The following is a 15,749-nucleotide window of genomic DNA, read 5'->3' as shown; positions in this document are numbered from 1 at the left end:
TGTACATGCGGCTCTACTGTGACGCCGTCAGCGGGTCACACACCCCCGTGAACCCCTGTCGTCCATGGCGCCTGCCCTCTCGCGCCTCCCGAAGAAGCGACAGCCACGAGGCCCGGGCCACGCCCTTCCACCGGAGCGGACGGCGACGGCACATCCTCGGTCGCTGTCGCCCGCCCGTGTCCCCAGGGAAGGAAACCCGTGCCGCACCTCCGCAGACCCCCTCGTCCCGGACGCCGCCTCTCCCCCTCCGCCGGCCGGCGGACGGACCCCGGCCCCACGCCCGCCGACCGCCGTCCCCGGTGGGTGGCGCGTGCCGTGATGCCGGTCCTCACCGCGCTGCTGGGCCTGTCGCTCGCGGCGACCGGCGCCGCACCGTCCATGGCGGCCACCCCTCCCCCGGCCACCACCGCCCCCGCGAACGCGGCGCCGGCCGGCGTCTCGGCCGCGGCCACCGGTACGCCCCTGGGCAGCGGGACCGGTCTCTACCCGCGCGCCGTCCGGCTGGAGCACAGCGGCGCCGCCAACGGCCGGGTGCTGGCGAGCGTCGTCTCCTTCGACGGCGACAACGGCATCGGCGCCATCCACGAGAGCACCGACGCCGGAGCCACCTTCCGGCAGGTCGGCAGGATCGCCGACCCGGAGTCGGCGGCCGGTCAGGGACTGTGCTGCTCCACCCTGTTCGAGCTCCCCCGGCAGGTCGGCGGTCTGCCCGCCGGAACCCTCCTGTGGGCCTCCTCGGCCGGACAGGACGAGCAGAACCGGCGTATGGCCCTGCGCGTCTGGCAGAGCGGCGACGTGGGCCGCACCTGGTCCTACCTGTCCTCCTGTGCCACGGCGGGCGGGACGGGCGGGCTGTGGGAGCCGGAGTTCTCGGTGGCCGCCGACGGCGCGCTCGTCTGCCACTACGCCGACGAGACGGACCCTGCCCACAACCAGAAGCTCGCCGCCGCGCGCAGCTACGACGGCGTCCACTGGCAGGACCGGAAGAACATCGTGGCCAGCACATGGGAGCCGGACCGGCCGGGGATGCCCGTGGTGCGCAAGCTGCCGGACGGCACCTACTTCATGAGCTACGAGATCTGCAACCCGGGCGGCCAGTACCAGTGCGTGGTCCACTACCGGACCTCGCCGGACGGCTGGGACTGGGGCGACCCCGCGGGCCTCGGGTTCCGCCCGGAGACCGTGGACGGGAAGTACTTCCGCGCCGCGCCCACCATCGCCTGGGCCCCCGCGCCGGGCGGCGGACCGAACGGCCGCATCCTGCTGATCGGCCAGCAGCTCCTCAACCGTGACGGCACCCCCGCGGCGGACAGCGGTCGCACGATCCTGGCCAACACGGAGAACGGCACGGGCCCGTGGTACGAGATCGAGGCCCCGGTGCGCGTCCCGGCCCCGACGGCGACGTACTGCCCGAACTACAGCTCCCCGCTGCTGCCCTCCGCCGACGGGAGCACGGTGCTGGAGATCGCGACGGACTGGGACGGCGACGTGTGCCGCCCGTACGTCGCCACCGGTCCGGTCACCGGCAGCGGTGACGCTGCCGGGATCGTGGACGGGGCCCGGTACCGGCTGGTGAACGCCAACAGCGGCCACTGCCTCGACGTGGCCGCCGACTCCCGCGCCCCGGGCGGCAACGTCCAGCAGTGGACCTGCAACGGACTGGGCCCGCAGGCGTGGACCCTGCGCGCCCACGGTGCCGGGACCTTCACGCTCACCGGCGTCAACAGCGGCCACTGCCTGGACGTGGAGAACGGTTCGGCGACCCCGGGCGCCGACGTCCGTCAGTGGTACTGCAACGCTCAGGCCGCACAGGACTGGCGGCCGGAGAACGCCGGGCGCGGGTACTACCGGCTGGTCGTGAGGTCGAGCGGTCAGTGCCTGGACGTCGCCCAGGGCTCCCGCACGGCGGGCGCCGACGTCCGGCAGTGGACCTGCAACGGGCTCCAGCCGCAGCTGTGGCGGCTCGAACGGGTCTGACACACAACGGTGCCCGCTCCCCGGCCGGGGGAGCGGGCACCGGTCGTCCGCGTCTCAGCCGGCGTCGGGCCGTTCGATCGCGGCGGGCCGCAGCTGGGCCTCCCGGACACGGGCGATGTCGAGCTTGGTGCCCCGGTCGAAGCGGTAGACGCCGTTCTGCTCCTGGAAGACGTCGGTCAGCTGCGTGTAGCAGTAGCCGAACATCTCCGGGTCCTCCAGCAGCACGCCGGTGAGGCCGGCGAAGCGCTCGTGGAACTCGTCCTCGGTGCGCACCCGGTCGCCGTAGCCCCAGGAGAGGGTGCGGTCCCGGCCGGACTGCTCGGCGGCGGCCTCGGGGTCCCACCAGATCCCGCCGAACTCACTGACGAAGTAGGGCTGGCCGCGGTACGGCTGGGAGTAGGCGGCGCCGTTCTCGTACGCGTTGACGAAGGGCTCCCCCTTGGCGAGGCCGGAGACGAGCTGCCGGAAGGCGGCGGGGTCCTGCTCGTAGGTGTGCGAGTCGTAGACGTCGGTCTCCAGGACCCGGTGGGAGTAGCCGGAGGCGTCGATCACCGGCCGGCTGGTGTCCATGGCCTTGGTGGCGAGGAACATCGCCCGGGTCACGTCGTCGAGCTGGGTGATGCGGTCGTGGAGCTTCTGGTACGTCTCGTTCAGCGGGCACCAGCCGACGATCGAGGGGTGCGAGTAGTCGCGTTCGACGGCTTCGAGCCACTGGGCGACGAAGGAGGCGTCCGGGCGCTGGTTGTCGCCCGAGGACCCGCCGACCTCACAGCCCCAGTCGCCGAACTCGCCCCAGACCAGGTAGCCGAGGCGGTCCGCGTGGTAGAGGAAGCGCTCCTCGAAGACCTTCTGGTGCAGCCGCGCCCCGTTGAAGCCGGCCTCCATGGCCAGCTCGATGTCGCGGACCAGGGCCTCGTCGGAGGGGGCGGTCATCAGACCGTCCGGGTACCAGCCCTGGTCGAGCACGAGGCGCTGGAAGCGGGGGCGGCCGTTGAGGAGCACGGCCTTGCCCCGGATGCCGACGGCGCGCAGTCCCGCGTAGCTCTCGACGGTGTCGGCCGCCTCGCCGTCGGCGTCGAGGAGTTCGAGCCGCAGGCCGTACAGGAAGGGGTCCTCCGGGCTCCACTCGCGGCGCCGGTCCTCCGGGAGGGCCAGCCGGAGGCGGGGGGCGAGGTCCAGGTCGGCACGCACCTCGGCACGGCAGACCTCGCCCGCGTCGTCGCTGAGGACGGCGCGCACGCGGTGGCCGGGCCGGTTGGACGAGAGGGGGAGCTCGACGTCGAAGGCGGCCCCGGCCAGGTCGGGGGTGATACGGGGGCGGCGGAGGTGGACGTCGGCCACCGGCTCCGCCCACACCGTCTGCCAGATGCCGGTGGTGCGGGTGTAGTTGCAGTCGTGGTTGGCGTACTGGATCGCCTGCTTGCCCCGGGCCTGCGGGCCGGACTTCGGGTCGCGGGCGCGGACGGTGATCTCGACCTCCCGTCCGGCCGGGGCGAGGTCGCCGAGGTCGGCCGTGAAGGGGGTGAAGCCGCCGCGGTGGCGCACCACTTCGGTGCCGTCGACCCACACGGTGGTGTCGTGGTCGACGGCCCCGAAGTGCAGCAGCACCCGGCGGCCCGCCCACGCGGCGGGCGGGGTGAACCGCCGCCGGTACCAGACGGCCTCCAGGAAGTCGGTGTCGCCGACACCCGACAGCTCGGACTCGGGGGCGAAGGGCACGAGGATCTCGCCGGTGAGGTCGCGGTCGAGGAGTCCTCGTTCGAGGCCGCTGTCGCCCTGGTCGGTCTCGAACTGCCAGGTCCCGTTCAGGTTGAGCCAGTCGCGCCGGACGAACTGCGGTCGCGGGTACTCCGGACGGGGGACGGAGGGGGTGTGCACACGAACTCCAGTCAGATGGTGGGGACGGCCGGCGGGTGGCCGGCACGGAAGGGACAACGGGAGGCGGTCAGCTGCCGCCGAGGCCGGTGGTGGCCACGGAGTTGACGATGCGCCGCTGGAAGAGGAGGAACATCACGATCAGCGGGAGCGCCGCCAGCAGGGCGGATGCCATGGCCTGGGCGTACTGGATGCCGTAGGCGTCCTTGACGGTGGCGAGGCCCACCGGGAGCGTCATGAGGTCCGGGTCGTTGGTGACGATGAAGGGCCACATGAAGTTGTTCCACGCCCCGATGAAGACGAAGATCGCGACGGCGGCCACGATCGGGCGGGACAGCGGCAGCACGATCGACCAGAAGACCCTCAGCTCGGAGGCGCCGTCGATGCGGGCGGCGTCCTCCAGCTCGCGGGGGATGCCGTCGAAGAACCGCTTGAGGATGAAGACCATCATGGGCGCCACGACCTGCGGCAGGATGACCGCCGCATAGGTGTCGACCAGGTGGAACATCGTCATCTGCTCGAAGAGCGGGACGATGAGCAGCTGCGGCGGGACCATGATCGCGGCGACCGTGACGGCGAGGAGGACGCGCCGGCCGCGGAAGGTGCCGCGGGAGAACCCGTAGGCGGCGAGCGTCGAGACGGCGACGGTGAGCAGGGTGACCAGGACGGCTATCAGCACGCTGTTGAACGCCCAGGTCGGAACGTTTCCGCGTTCCAGGATCTGCCGGTAGGCGGAGAGCGTGAAGGCGCCCTTGAACGGCGACAGGCCCGACTTCATCACGTCCTGCTCGCTCTGCACCGAGGTCGCCACCGCCCAGAGGAACGGCAGCAGCCAGACGGCGGCGAGGACGGTCAGCGCGGTCCCGGCCAGCACGCGGGGCAGCCGTCCGTGGCCCAGCAGCAACGGGGACCCGGTCTCCTCGCGGCGTGGACGGCGTGGCCGGCGGACGGGGGTGGAGATGGCGGACACGGTCAGCCCTCCTGACGGAAGAAGCGGAGCTGCACGACGGAGATGACGATGACGAGCGCGAAGAAGACGTAGCTGATCGCCGAGGCGTAGCCCAGCCGGTAACCGGTGAACCCGACGTCGTAGACGTACTCGAGGATCGGGCGGGTGGAGCCGTTGGGGCCGCCCTTGGTGAGGATGTAGATCTGGTCGAACACCTTGAGCGAGGCGAGCACCTGGAGCATGGCGACCAGGACGGTGGTGTGCCGCAGCTGGGGCAGGGTGACGGACCACAGCCGCCGCCAGGCACCGGCGCCGTCGAGCGCGGCGGCCTCGTCGTAGGTGACGGGCAGGGACTGGAGGGCCGCGAGGTAGAGCAGGAAGTTGAAGCCGACCGTCCACCAGACGGTGAGGGCCGCGACGGACCACATCGCCACCGACTCGTCGGAGAGCCAGCCGACGGGCTCCAGCCCCAGCGACGTCAGCAGCTGGTTGCCGAGGCCGATGTCGGGCTGGTACAGCCACGTCCAGACGAGCGTGACCACGGTGACGGGCAGCAGGTACGGCGCGAAGTAGGCCAGCCGCCACACCCATTGGCCGGCGAGTCCGCTGTGCACCAGCAGGGCCATGGCGAGGGCCACCAGGACCAGCGGCACGCAGGAGATGACGGTGAAGAAGACGGTGTTGCCGAGGCTGCTCCAGACGTCGGGGTCCCCGAACGCCTCGGCGTAGTTGGCCAGTCCGACGAACTCGGTGTCCCGCAGGGCGAGCGAGGCGTCGGTGAGGCTCATCCAGAGGCCCTGCACGACGGGCCAGACCAGGAAGAGCACGAAGAACGCGAGGAAGGGCAGGACGAACAGTCCTCCGCCACCCGTGAGGGAGCGGCGGCGGCGGGGGGCGGGCGGTGCTGCGGAGGGTTCCGGCTGCGGGGGCGCCGACGCTCCGGCGGGCGCGGTGGTGGTCACGATGCGGCTCCTTCGGCTGTCGTCAGGCGACCGGGTTGGGCTGGCGCAGCAGGCTGTCCGCTTCCCGGACCATCTGCCGTACCGCCTTCTCGGCGGAGGTGTTGCCCAGCAGCGCCGACTGGAGCGGCTGGCACATGCGGTTCTGGAAGTTGCCGCCCGCTCCGGCGAACCAGTTCGGCGGGTCGAGCACGACGATCTCGCCCGCGGCCGCGTAGGAGGACTGGGGGTCGAGCTTCGCGTATTCGGGGAGTGCCTGCACCGGCTGGTAGGCCGGGATGTGTCCGGCACTCGCCCAGGTCAGGCTCTGCTTGATGATCTCGGCGACGTACCGGTGGGCCTCGCGGCGCCGGGCCGGGTCGGGGTCGTCCTGGTGCGGCAGTACGAAGCTGTGCGAGTCGGCGTAGACGGCGGGGCGGCCGAAGACCTGGGGGAAGGGGGCCGCGCCCAACCGCTCGATGCCGGACTTGCGGAACGTCGGAAGCTCCCACTCCCCCGCCATGATCATGCCGCCGCGGCCGTCCATGAAGGCGGCCATCGCGCCGTTGTAGTCGAGGTTGTTGGGGTTCGTCCGGCCGTCGAAGAGCTGCTTCATGAAGGTCACGACCTTCACGGCCGCCTCGACGTCGATCTTCGGCGGACCGCCGTCGGGCAGCGTGAAGGAGGCGCCGGTCTGGGCGTAGAGGGCCGCGAACTGCCGCCAGCTCTGGGCCGTGTCGGTGACGTGTCCGAAGAGGATCCCGGACTTCCCGGTCACCTCGGCGAGTTTCTTGCCGGCGTCGAGGAACGCTTCGGGCGAGCCCATCGGCGCCAGGGCCCCGGACGGGTCGAGCAGCCCCGCCTCGTCGGCGGCGTCCTTGTCGTAGAAGACGATGAACGGGTGTACGTCGAGCGGGATCGCGTAGACCGTGCCCTGGTGCTGGGCGCGCTTCCAGACGGCGGGGGCGAAGTCCTTCTCGCTGACGCCGAACTCGGCGAGCAGATCCAGGTCGAAGGGGTCGAGCAGGCCGCCGGGTGCGTATCCGGCCAGGCGTGACAGATGCAGCACGGCCACGTCCGAGGCCCGGCCGCCCGCCGCCGACATGGCGAGCTTCGTGTAGTACGACGGGCCCCAGTCCAGGATGGTCCGGTCGACGTCGAAGCCGTCGCCGCCCCGGGACACGGCCGCGATCATCTCGTCCATCAGCATGCCGTCGCCGCCCTGGAAGAGGTCCCAGACCTTCAGCGCGGAGGCCTCACCGGCCCGGGCGGGTGAGGCACAGCCGGTCAACGGGCCCGCGGCCAGCAGCGCCGCGGCTCCGGCCGTCCCGTAACGCAGCAGCCGACGGCGGCCGATGCCGGGCGCAGGGTTCGGGTCCCGGGGACCGGACGGCCCGCCGGCAGGGGGTGCAGAGCTCATCACTGACCTTTCATGGCCGGACGACGTGCCCGGCCGACGGCAGGCGCCATCGGCACGGCAGCCGTCGGCCGCCCGCGCACATCAGGGTGATCCGCACCGGGTCTCCCAGTGCGGTGACCTGTTTTTACATCGATGTACATTGGCTGTAAAGAGCTGTGTCATCACGTGTGCGACGGGTATCGCCTTCGACCGGGTCTCCGGGAGCCGTCCCGGACCGCCGGGACGGCACCCCATAGACTCGGCGCGTACCAGGGGGCAGGGAGGTTTCGGTGGCACGGCCGAGGATCAAGGACGTCGCACGGCACGCGGGGGTGTCGGAGAAGACGGTGTCCAACGTGCTCAACGACTACGTCCACGTCTCCGAACGCACCCGGCGCGTGGTCCAGGAGGCGATCGACCATCTCGGCTACCGCGTCAATCTCGCCGGGCGGCACCTGCGCAGCGGCCGGAGCGGAATCATCGCGCTGGTGGTGCCGGAGCTCGACGTCCCGTACTTCGCCGAACTGGCCCGGCACGTCGTCCGGGAGGCCGAAAAGCGCTCCCTTACCGTGCTGATCCACCAGTCCGGCGGGGACCGGGAGCGGGAGAGGGCGGCGGTGGCCGGCTTCGGTTCGGACTTCGTGGACGGCGTCATCCTCAGCCCGCTGGCCCTCGCGCCGGAGGACCTGCGCGCGCACACCGGCCCGCCGCCGACCGTCCTGCTGGGCGAGTTGCTGACGGACGGCGCCGACCATGTGGCCATCGACAACGAACGCGCGGCCCGCGAGGCCACCGAGCACCTGATCGCCCTGGGCCGCCGCCGCATCCTGACCGTCGGCGGACGGGACGACGAGGGCGTCGGCACGGCACAGGCGCGCACCCGAGGCTGCCGGGCGGCGCTGGCGGCGGCGGGCCTCGCGTACGATCCGGCGTCGCTGCTGCCGGTCGAGGCGTTCCACATGGCCGACGGAGCGGCCGCCGTACGCCGGACACTGGCGGAGGGCGTGCGGCCGGACGCCCTGCTGTGCCTCAACGACCAGTTGGCGCTGGGCGCGTTGCGGGCCCTGCGCGAGTACGGGGCGCGGGTGCCCGAGGACGTGGCGGTCATCGGCTTCGACGACGTGGAGGGCGGCCGCTTCAGCGTGCCGACGCTGAGCACGGTCGCCCCGGACAAGGAGGCGGTGGCCCGGGTCGCGGTGGCCCTGCTCCTGCACCGCATCGACGAGGCGGCGCGCCCGGGTCTGCCACCGGACGGCTCGGACCGCCCGGGTTCGGCGTGCCCGCAGGACCGCGTCGTGGCGCACCGGCTCGTCCTGCGCGAGAGCACGGAAGGGGCCGTGGGGCCCGACGGGGTGTGGTGAGCGCCCGCCGGACCCGGCTGCCGGCACGGATCTGACAGCCTGACGGGTCCAGCGGCCACCGCTGCGGCGACGCGCGGCGGCACCGGGGTGATCAGGGTGCCGGACAGCGGACTCGCGTAGAGCCCGAGCAGCAGGCCGTGCAGGCGCCCTTGGCGTCCGAACGGCTCATGCCTCCAGGGCCCGCGTGGGGCGTCCGACGGTCCTCCGTGCGGCCACACGCGCTGTCCCGGCGCCAGGCGGTGTCCAGGGCACAGCCCTGCCCGGGCGCGACGGCCGGCCGGGGCCGATCACCATGGCTCCGGGGCGGGTCCGCCCGTCACCGCGGACCCGGCCGGCGGGACCTGTGGCTCTTCCACGACGCGGTCGGGGCGTGTGATGGTGTAGCGCAACTGCGCCGCGACCTCGTCGCCGACCTTCGGCGGTGGCCCGTCCCCGCGCACCAGCAGGACGGATTCCTGCAGGCGGGGAGGGGCCGCGAACCTGCACCGCACGCCGTCCCAGACGAAGGGCGACAGGTGGTGGTCGAGGCAGGCGTGGCCGATGCCCACGAGGTGGCGGGCACGGTCGCGCAGACCGCTCAGCGTCCTGGGCGCCCGCAGTCCGACCCCGTGCGAGACTCCGCCTGACACGACGACCAGGTGCGGGCCGGAGGCAGGCCGCCGTCGGCCGGCACCGAGACCTCTTCCCCGCTCCGGACGGGTGACGTCCAGCACCCGGCTGGTGTACCGGGTGGCCTTCGGGGCGCCGAGCCACAGCTTCGTCCCCGTCCGCAGCCGGAAACGGGTCCCGGGGAACTCCGCGTGCAGCCCGGCCATCTCCTCGGCCGACAGATGGCTGACGAAGACCTGACGGAGCGGCATCCTTTCCTCGCGCAGCCGCCGCACCCAGGAGGCGACCTCTTCGGCCCCGCCGGCACCGCCCACCCGGTTCAGCGGGAGGTGGATGGAGAAACCCTCGAACTCCCACCCGCTCATCACCGGGCGCAGGGCGGGCAGATCGGCCTCCGTGATGCCGTGCCGCCTCATGGAGGACCTGAGCTCCACCACGACGCGGTGCCCCGCCAGGCCGTCGCAGTGCCCGGGGGAGGAGACGACGCGGATGGTCCTGTCGGACAGCGCCGGGGACGCCTCCCCGTTGCGGTACGGCGTCAGCACCAGGAGGTCTCCGGGATAGAAGTCCTGCGCGCGGGCCGCTTCCTGGACGGTGCCGACGGCGGCGAGTCCTGTGCCGAGCCGGGTCGTCTCCCGCATCAGCCGGTGGTGGCCGAACCCGTAGCCGTTCCCCTTGCAGACCGGCACGAGCCCCGGGTACTGGCCGAGGACGCCGCGGTGGTGTTCCCGCCAGCGCTCGGTGTCGATGGTGAGCGTGAGTGTCATGGTGATTTTCCTCGGTGGAACCTTTCGCGGCCCGCCGACGGCAGCGGCCGTGCCCCGCTCGCGGACGGCGGGCAGGGCCAGGGACACATGGCGCAGGGGTGCGGGTTCCGGGTGGCTCCGTAGTGTTCCTTGCGCGGCACGGCCTCGTCCGGCGGGACCCGTGGGACGGGTTCGCCGGTCCGGGGGGTGTGGATCACCTCGTCGTCCCCGCAGCAGAGACCCACATGGTAGACGCGCGTGCCGTTGTGCCGGAGGACCAGGCCGCCTTCCCGCGACCGTACGTCATGTCCGCACGTCCACCCGTCGCGGCAGAGCATTAAGGTGCCGTAGGAAGTGTGTGCGCATGTATCGGGATTTCGGAGCAGCAGGCTCAGGACACGCCGCGCACCGGAAGGGAACGAAGCCGTGCATGGCGAGTACAAGGTGCCCGGCGGCAAGCTTGTCGTCGTAGACCTGGACGTCGAAGGCGGCGCGCTGCGCGATGTCCGGGTGGCGGGGGACTTCTTCCTCGAACCGGACGAGGCGATCGAGGCCATCGATGCGGCCCTGGAGGGCGCCCCGGCCAACACCGACACCGTGGGCCTGGCCGCCCGGATCGACGCCGCGCTGCCGCAGTCGACCGTGATGCTCGGCCTCACCTCCGAGGGTGTGGCCGTCGCCGTGCGCCGGGCCCTCGCGCACGCCACCGAGTGGAGCGACTACGACTGGCAGCTCATCCACGAGGCACCGCAGCCCCCCGCCCTGCACATGGCGCTGGACGAGGTCATCACCACCGAGGTCGCACAGGGCCGCCGGCCGCCGACGCTGCGGGTCTGGGAGTGGGCCTCCCCCGCCGTGATCATCGGCAGCTTCCAGTCCCTGCGCAACGAGGTCGACCCCGTCGGCGCCGATCGCCACGGGGTGACGGTCGTGCGCCGCGTCTCCGGCGGTGGGGCGATGTTCGTGGAGCCGGGCAACACCATCACGTACTCGCTCTCGGTGCCGGACGCACTGGTCTCCGGCCTCTCCTTCGCCGACAGTTACGCCTACCTGGACGACTGGGTGCTCGGGGCACTGGGCGACATGGGCATCAAGGCCTGGTACCAGCCGCTCAACGACATCGCCACGGACGCCGGCAAGATCGCCGGCGCCGCGCAGAAGCGGATGGTCGGCGGATCGGGTGCCGTGCTGCACCACGTGACCATGTCGTACGACATCGACGCCGACAAGATGCTGGACGTGCTCCGGATCGGCAAGGAGAAGATGTCCGACAAGGGCACCAAGTCCGCCAAGAAGCGTGTCGACCCGCTCCGCCGCCAGACCGGGCTGCCCCGGGAGGTCGTCATCGACAACATGATCGACTCCTTCCGCAACCGCTACGGCCTCACCCGGGGCGTCGTGACCCCCGACGAGATGGCCCGGGCCGAGGAGCTGGTGCGGACGAAGTTCGGCACCGAGGAGTGGACCGCCCGGGTGCCGTGAGCGCGGTGCGGTGGTGCGGGGCGCCGCGGTTCGTACCGCGGTCCGCCGGTGCCTGCCCGTACGACCTGGGCACCCCGTTATGTTTTTCGCGGTCGTGCAAGAGGGCGGCTGGCCTCCGGGCCCGGGAGGTGCCGTCGGAGACGCTGATGAGAGGTCCGGCCACCACCCGGGTCCGGCGCGACACCGGACAGCTCGCGGACGGCAGGTCTGCACAACGTGGATGCGCGCCTACGACACCGATGCCGAGACCGGCCGTCTTCGACAAGCCGACCGCCGCGACGGCACCTCCACGAACCACGCACCCCCGAAGCAGCCGTCGCATGACCAACTCGGGCTTGACGACGGACGCAGAGGCCCTCCCCCGGCCACTACCTCTGGCGTAATCGACCACGCTCCCCTGCTGCGGCAGCGTGGTACATGTCAACGAGAGCCCGACGAGGGTTCCGGCCCCTGAGGCGCGAGGAGCAACCATGCCCGTCAAGTCCGCTGACCTCAGCGCGAGTTCCGTCACCGACACCACCCGCCACGTCGTCCAGGAGTTCCTCGCCGCCCGGATGGCCGGGGACGTCGAGCGGCTCGTCGCGCTCTTCGCGGACGACGTCGACTGGCTGCTCGCCGAGAACCCCGCCGTCCCGTGGATCCGGCCGCGCTCCACCGGAGCCGAATGCGCCGCCCAGTTCACGGAGCTGGCCGAGCACACGGTGGCCGAGGATGCGCGGGCCTCCGTCGACACGTTCCTCGTCGACGGCACCGACGCCGTCCTGATGGGGTACCTCTCGGGGACCGTGCGCGCGACGGGGAAGCCCTTCGAGGGCCCCTTCGCGCTGCGCCTCACCGTCGAGGAGGGCCGGATCACCCGGCATCACCTCTACGAGAACAGCGTATCGATCGCCGAGGCGTGCACCCCTTCCTGAGTCCCGAGCCCCCTTCGCCTGGTCCGCCACCGCACCGGTGTGCTGTCGCGATGGTCCGAGACAGCACCTTCCACGAACCCAAGACGCCGCGCGCCGCTTGACGAAGGACGTAGAGGCCCCCCGCCGGCCCCGAGCGCCGCACCGAGGGCCACCCTGTAACGATGTGTGTGGCCAGGGCGCTGGGGCAGACGAGTCGCGACGTCCGGGGCGGAGGAGGCCTTGAGTGTTCGAGGGTTTTGAGCTGACGCGCTGCGAGGGGAACGGGGCCCGCCTCCGGGTGCGGCACGGCGGCGGCGGGCCCCCGGTGCTGCTCCTGCACGGCCATCCGCGCACGCACGCCACCTGGCACCGCGTCGCCCCGCTGCTGGCCGCGGCCGGCCACACGGTGGTCTGCCCGGACCTGCGGGGCTACGGCGAGTCCGACAAGCCTCCGAGCGACCCCGAGCACCGTCCGTACTCCAAGCGGGCCATGGCCGACGACTGCCTGGCGGTCATGCGCCGCCTGGGTCACGAACGGTTCGCCGTCGTCGGGCACGACCGGGGCGCCTACGTGGCCACCCGTCTCGCCCTGGACCACCCGCACGCGGTGTCCGCCCTCAGCGTCCTGGACGCCGTGCCTCTCGGGGAGGCGCTGCACCGCTGCGACGCGAGGTTCGCCGCGCGCTGGTGGCACTGGTTCTTCCTCGGACAGACCGACAAGCCCGCCGAACGCCTCATCGACGCCGACCCTGACGCCTGGTACGGGGGGACTCCCGGGCAGATGGGCGCGGAGGCGTACGAGGACTACCGCCGTGCCATTCACGATCCGGCCACCGTGCACGCCATGTGCGAGGACTACCGGGCCGGTCTCGGTGTCGACCGGGAGCACGACGACACCGACCGTCGGGCCGGCCGGCGCATCCGCTGCCCGCTCCAGGTGCTGTGGGCCACCCGCGACGACATGGCCGACCTGTACGGGGATGTACTGGACGTCTGGCGTGACTGGGCGGGCGACCGGCTGGACGGCGGCCCGATCGCCTCCGGGCACCACATCGCCGAAGAGGCGCCCGCCGAACTCGTCACCCTGGTGCGCGGGTTCTGGCAGGCGGCCGGAGCTCACGCCTGAGACGCCGGGTCGAAGGCCGCGGGCAGCCTGGGCGGGGCTCCCCCGGCGGGCCCACCGACGCGACCGCCCCGGCGGGCTCCTGGAGCCCGCCGGGGCGGTCGTGGTGCGGGTGCGGCCCGTGCGGGGGCCGCGGGGTGGGTCAGCTCAGCGAGGCGACGGCCGCGTTGAACGTGGCCGACGGGCGCATGACCGCCGCGGCCTTCGCCGGGTCGGGCTGGTAGTAGCCGCCGATGTCGGCCGGCTTGCCCTGGACCGCGACGAGCTCGTCGACGATGGTCTGCTCCTGCTCGGCCAGCGTCTTGGCGAGCGCCGCGAACGCCTCGGCGAGCTTGGCGTCCTCGGTCTGCCGGGCCAGCTCCTGCGCCCAGTACAGGGCCAGGTAGAAGTGGCTGCCGCGGTTGTCGATGCCGCCGAGCCGACGGCTGGGCGACTTGTCCTCGTTGAGGAACGTGGCCGTGGCGCGGTCCAGCGTGTCGGCGAGGACCTGGGCGCGGGCATTGCCCGTGGTCTGCGCGAGGTGCTCGAAACTGACGGCGAGGGCGAGGAACTCACCCAGGCTGTCCCAGCGCAGGTAGTCCTCCTTGACGAGCTGCTGCACGTGCTTCGGCGCGGAGCCGCCGGCGCCCGTCTCGAAGAGGCCGCCGCCGTTCATCAGCGGGACGACGGAGAGCATCTTCGCGCTGGTGCCGAGCTCCAGGATCGGGAACAGGTCCGTGAGGTAGTCACGGAGCACGTTGCCGGTGACGGAGATGGTGTCCTCACCGCGGCGGATGCGCTCCAGGGAGAAGGCGGTGGCCTTCTCCGGGGTCATGATCTCGATCTGCAGACCGTCGGTGTCGTGGTCGGCCAGGTACGTCTTGACCTTCTCGATGAGCTTCGCGTCGTGCGCGCGGTCCTCGTCGAGCCAGAAGACGGCCGGGTTGCCGGTCGCACGGGCGCGGGTGACGGCGAGCTTGACCCAGTCCTGGATCGGCAGGTCCTTGGTCTGGCACATCCGGAAGATGTCACCGGCGCCGACGGCCTGCTCCAGCACGGCGTTGCCGGCGGCGTCGACGACGCGCACCGTGCCCGTGGCGGGGATCTCGAAGGTCTTGTCGTGGCTGCCGTACTCCTCGGCCTTCTGCGCCATGAGACCGACGTTGGGCACCGAGCCCATCGTGGACGGGTCGAAGGCTCCGTTGGCACGGCAGTCGTCGATCACGACCTGGTAGACGCCCGCGTAGCTGCTGTCCGGCAGCACGGCGATGGTGTCCGCCTCGTCGCCGTCCGGGCCCCACATGTGGCCGGAGGTGCGGATCATGGCGGGCATCGAGGCGTCCACGATGACGTCGCTGGGGACGTGCAGGTTGGTGATGCCCTTGTCGGAGTCGACCATCGCCAGGGCCGGGCCCTCGGCGAGCTCGGCCTCGAAGGACTCCTTGATCTTCGCGCCCTCGGGCAGCGACTCCAGGCCCTTGAGGATGCCGCCGAGCCCGTCGTTCGGGGTGAGGCCGGCCGCGGCGAGCACGTCACCGTACGCGGCGAAGGTCTTCGGGAAGAAGGCGCGCACCACGTGGCCGAAGATGATCGGGTCGGAGACCTTCATCATCGTGGCCTTGAGGTGCACCGAGAACAGCACGCCCTCGGCCTTGGCGCGGGCGATCTGGGCGGTGATGAACTCGCGCAGCGCGGCGACGCGCAGCACGGCGGCGTCGACGACCTCGCCGGCCAGGACGGGGACGGACTCGCGCAGGACGGTGGTGGTGCCGTCGTCACCGACGAGCTCGATGCGCAGGTTGCCCGGCTCCGTGACGACGGCGGACTTCTCGGTGGACCGGAAGTCGTCGACGCCCATGGTGGCGACGTTCGTCTTGGAGTCGGCGGTCCAGGCGCCCATGCGGTGCGGGTGCGTCTTGGCGTAGTTCTTGACCGACGCGGGGGCGCGGCGGTCGGAGTTGCCCTCGCGCAGGACCGGGTTGACGGCGCTGCCCTTGACCTTGTCGTAACGCGCGCGGACGTCCTTGTCCTCGTCGGTCTTCGGGTCGTCCGGGTAGTCCGGAAGCGCGTAGCCCTGCTCCTGCAGCTCGGCGATCGCGGCCTTCAGCTGCGGGATGGACGCCGAGATGTTCGGCAGCTTGATGATGTTGGCGCCGGGAGCCTTGGCCAGCTCGCCGAGCTCGGCGAGTGCGTCATCGATACGCTGGTCGGCCTTCAGACGCTCCGGGAAACTGGCGATGATGCGTCCGGCCAGCGAGATGTCACGGCTCTCCACCGTGACCCCCGCGGTCGAGGCGTACGCCTCGACGACGGGCAGGAACGAGTACGTCGCCAGGGCAGGGGCCTCGTCGGTGTGCGTATAGATGATGGTCGAGTCAGTCACCGGGTGCTCCGCTCCACGTCTGCAACATTGCTTGA

The 15,749-nt window shown here is 71.8% G+C and carries 11 protein-coding genes; 5 read left to right on the top strand and 6 right to left on the bottom strand.

Annotated elements, in window-relative coordinates; genetic code table 11:
• The first annotated feature begins 318 nt into the window (after positions 1-318).
• Complete coding sequence (locus SACTE_RS27950) at positions 319-1,977, top strand: RICIN domain-containing protein (protein ID WP_019993041.1); 1,659 nt, start codon at positions 319-321, stop codon at positions 1,975-1,977.
• A 54-nt stretch (positions 1,978-2,031) separates the two neighbouring features.
• On the opposite strand, the gene SACTE_RS27945 is transcribed toward SACTE_RS27950, so the two are convergent.
• From SACTE_RS27945 to SACTE_RS27930, 4 genes are all read right to left on the bottom strand, one after another.
• Positions 2,032-3,855 carry a sugar-binding domain-containing protein gene (locus tag SACTE_RS27945; RefSeq protein ID WP_014049369.1) on the bottom strand — a complete coding sequence of 608 codons (1,824 nt, stop codon included), beginning with the start codon at positions 3,853-3,855 and terminating at the stop codon, positions 2,032-2,034.
• Between the two features lie 67 nt (positions 3,856-3,922).
• Entirely contained in the window at positions 3,923-4,822 is a 900-nt protein-coding gene (locus SACTE_RS27940; RefSeq protein WP_014049368.1) for a carbohydrate ABC transporter permease, read from the bottom strand.
• A gap of 2 nt (positions 4,823-4,824) precedes the next feature.
• Positions 4,825-5,763 carry a sugar ABC transporter permease gene (locus SACTE_RS27935; RefSeq protein ID WP_014049367.1) on the bottom strand — a complete coding sequence of 313 codons (939 nt, stop codon included), beginning with the start codon at positions 5,761-5,763 and terminating at the stop codon, positions 4,825-4,827.
• A gap of 22 nt (positions 5,764-5,785) precedes the next feature.
• Complete coding sequence (locus SACTE_RS27930; protein WP_014049366.1) at positions 5,786-7,159, bottom strand: extracellular solute-binding protein; 1,374 nt, start codon at positions 7,157-7,159, stop codon at positions 5,786-5,788.
• A gap of 269 nt (positions 7,160-7,428) precedes the next feature.
• Here SACTE_RS27930 and SACTE_RS27925 point away from each other — a divergent pair, with 269 nt between their 5' ends.
• Positions 7,429-8,499 carry a LacI family DNA-binding transcriptional regulator gene (locus tag SACTE_RS27925; RefSeq protein ID WP_014049365.1) on the top strand — a complete coding sequence of 357 codons (1,071 nt, stop codon included), beginning with the start codon at positions 7,429-7,431 and terminating at the stop codon, positions 8,497-8,499.
• Between the two features lie 287 nt (positions 8,500-8,786).
• Here the strand turns inward: SACTE_RS27925 and SACTE_RS27920 are convergent, their stop codons facing one another.
• Positions 8,787-9,875 carry an alanine racemase gene (locus tag SACTE_RS27920; RefSeq protein WP_014049364.1) on the bottom strand — a complete coding sequence of 363 codons (1,089 nt, stop codon included), beginning with the start codon at positions 9,873-9,875 and terminating at the stop codon, positions 8,787-8,789.
• Between the two features lie 405 nt (positions 9,876-10,280).
• Here SACTE_RS27920 and SACTE_RS27915 point away from each other — a divergent pair, with 405 nt between their 5' ends.
• From SACTE_RS27915 to SACTE_RS27905, 3 genes are all read left to right on the top strand, one after another.
• Positions 10,281-11,336, top strand: a complete 1,056-nt coding sequence (locus SACTE_RS27915; RefSeq protein ID WP_014049363.1) for a lipoate--protein ligase family protein — start codon at positions 10,281-10,283, stop codon at positions 11,334-11,336.
• Positions 11,337-11,806: 470 nt separating this feature from the next.
• Positions 11,807-12,250 carry a nuclear transport factor 2 family protein gene (locus tag SACTE_RS27910; RefSeq protein WP_014049362.1) on the top strand — a complete coding sequence of 148 codons (444 nt, stop codon included), beginning with the start codon at positions 11,807-11,809 and terminating at the stop codon, positions 12,248-12,250.
• 223 nt (positions 12,251-12,473) lie between these two features.
• Positions 12,474-13,355, top strand: a complete 882-nt coding sequence (locus tag SACTE_RS27905) for an alpha/beta hydrolase (protein WP_014049361.1) — start codon at positions 12,474-12,476, stop codon at positions 13,353-13,355.
• 139 nt (positions 13,356-13,494) lie between these two features.
• On the opposite strand, the gene SACTE_RS27900 is transcribed toward SACTE_RS27905, so the two are convergent.
• Entirely contained in the window at positions 13,495-15,714 is a 2,220-nt protein-coding gene (locus tag SACTE_RS27900; RefSeq protein WP_014049360.1) for an NADP-dependent isocitrate dehydrogenase, read from the bottom strand.
• Positions 15,715-15,749: the final 35 nt, after the last annotated feature.

Source organism: Streptomyces sp. SirexAA-E (assembly GCF_000177195.2).
Classification (GTDB): Bacteria; Actinomycetota; Actinomycetes; order Streptomycetales; family Streptomycetaceae; genus Streptomyces; species Streptomyces flavovirens.
This window is presented reverse-complemented; position numbering and strand designations above follow the sequence as displayed.

Coding starts and splice junctions, on each gene's coding strand:
- SACTE_RS27920 (WP_014049364.1), bottom strand. CDS start 9,875: ATGACACTCACGCTCACCATCGACACCGAGCGCTGGCGGGAACACCAC.
- SACTE_RS27910 (WP_014049362.1), top strand. CDS start 11,807: ATGCCCGTCAAGTCCGCTGACCTCAGCGCGAGTTCCGTCACCGACACC.
- SACTE_RS27950 (WP_019993041.1), top strand. CDS start 319: ATGCCGGTCCTCACCGCGCTGCTGGGCCTGTCGCTCGCGGCGACCGGC.
- SACTE_RS27930 (WP_014049366.1), bottom strand. CDS start 7,159: ATGAGCTCTGCACCCCCTGCCGGCGGGCCGTCCGGTCCCCGGGACCCG.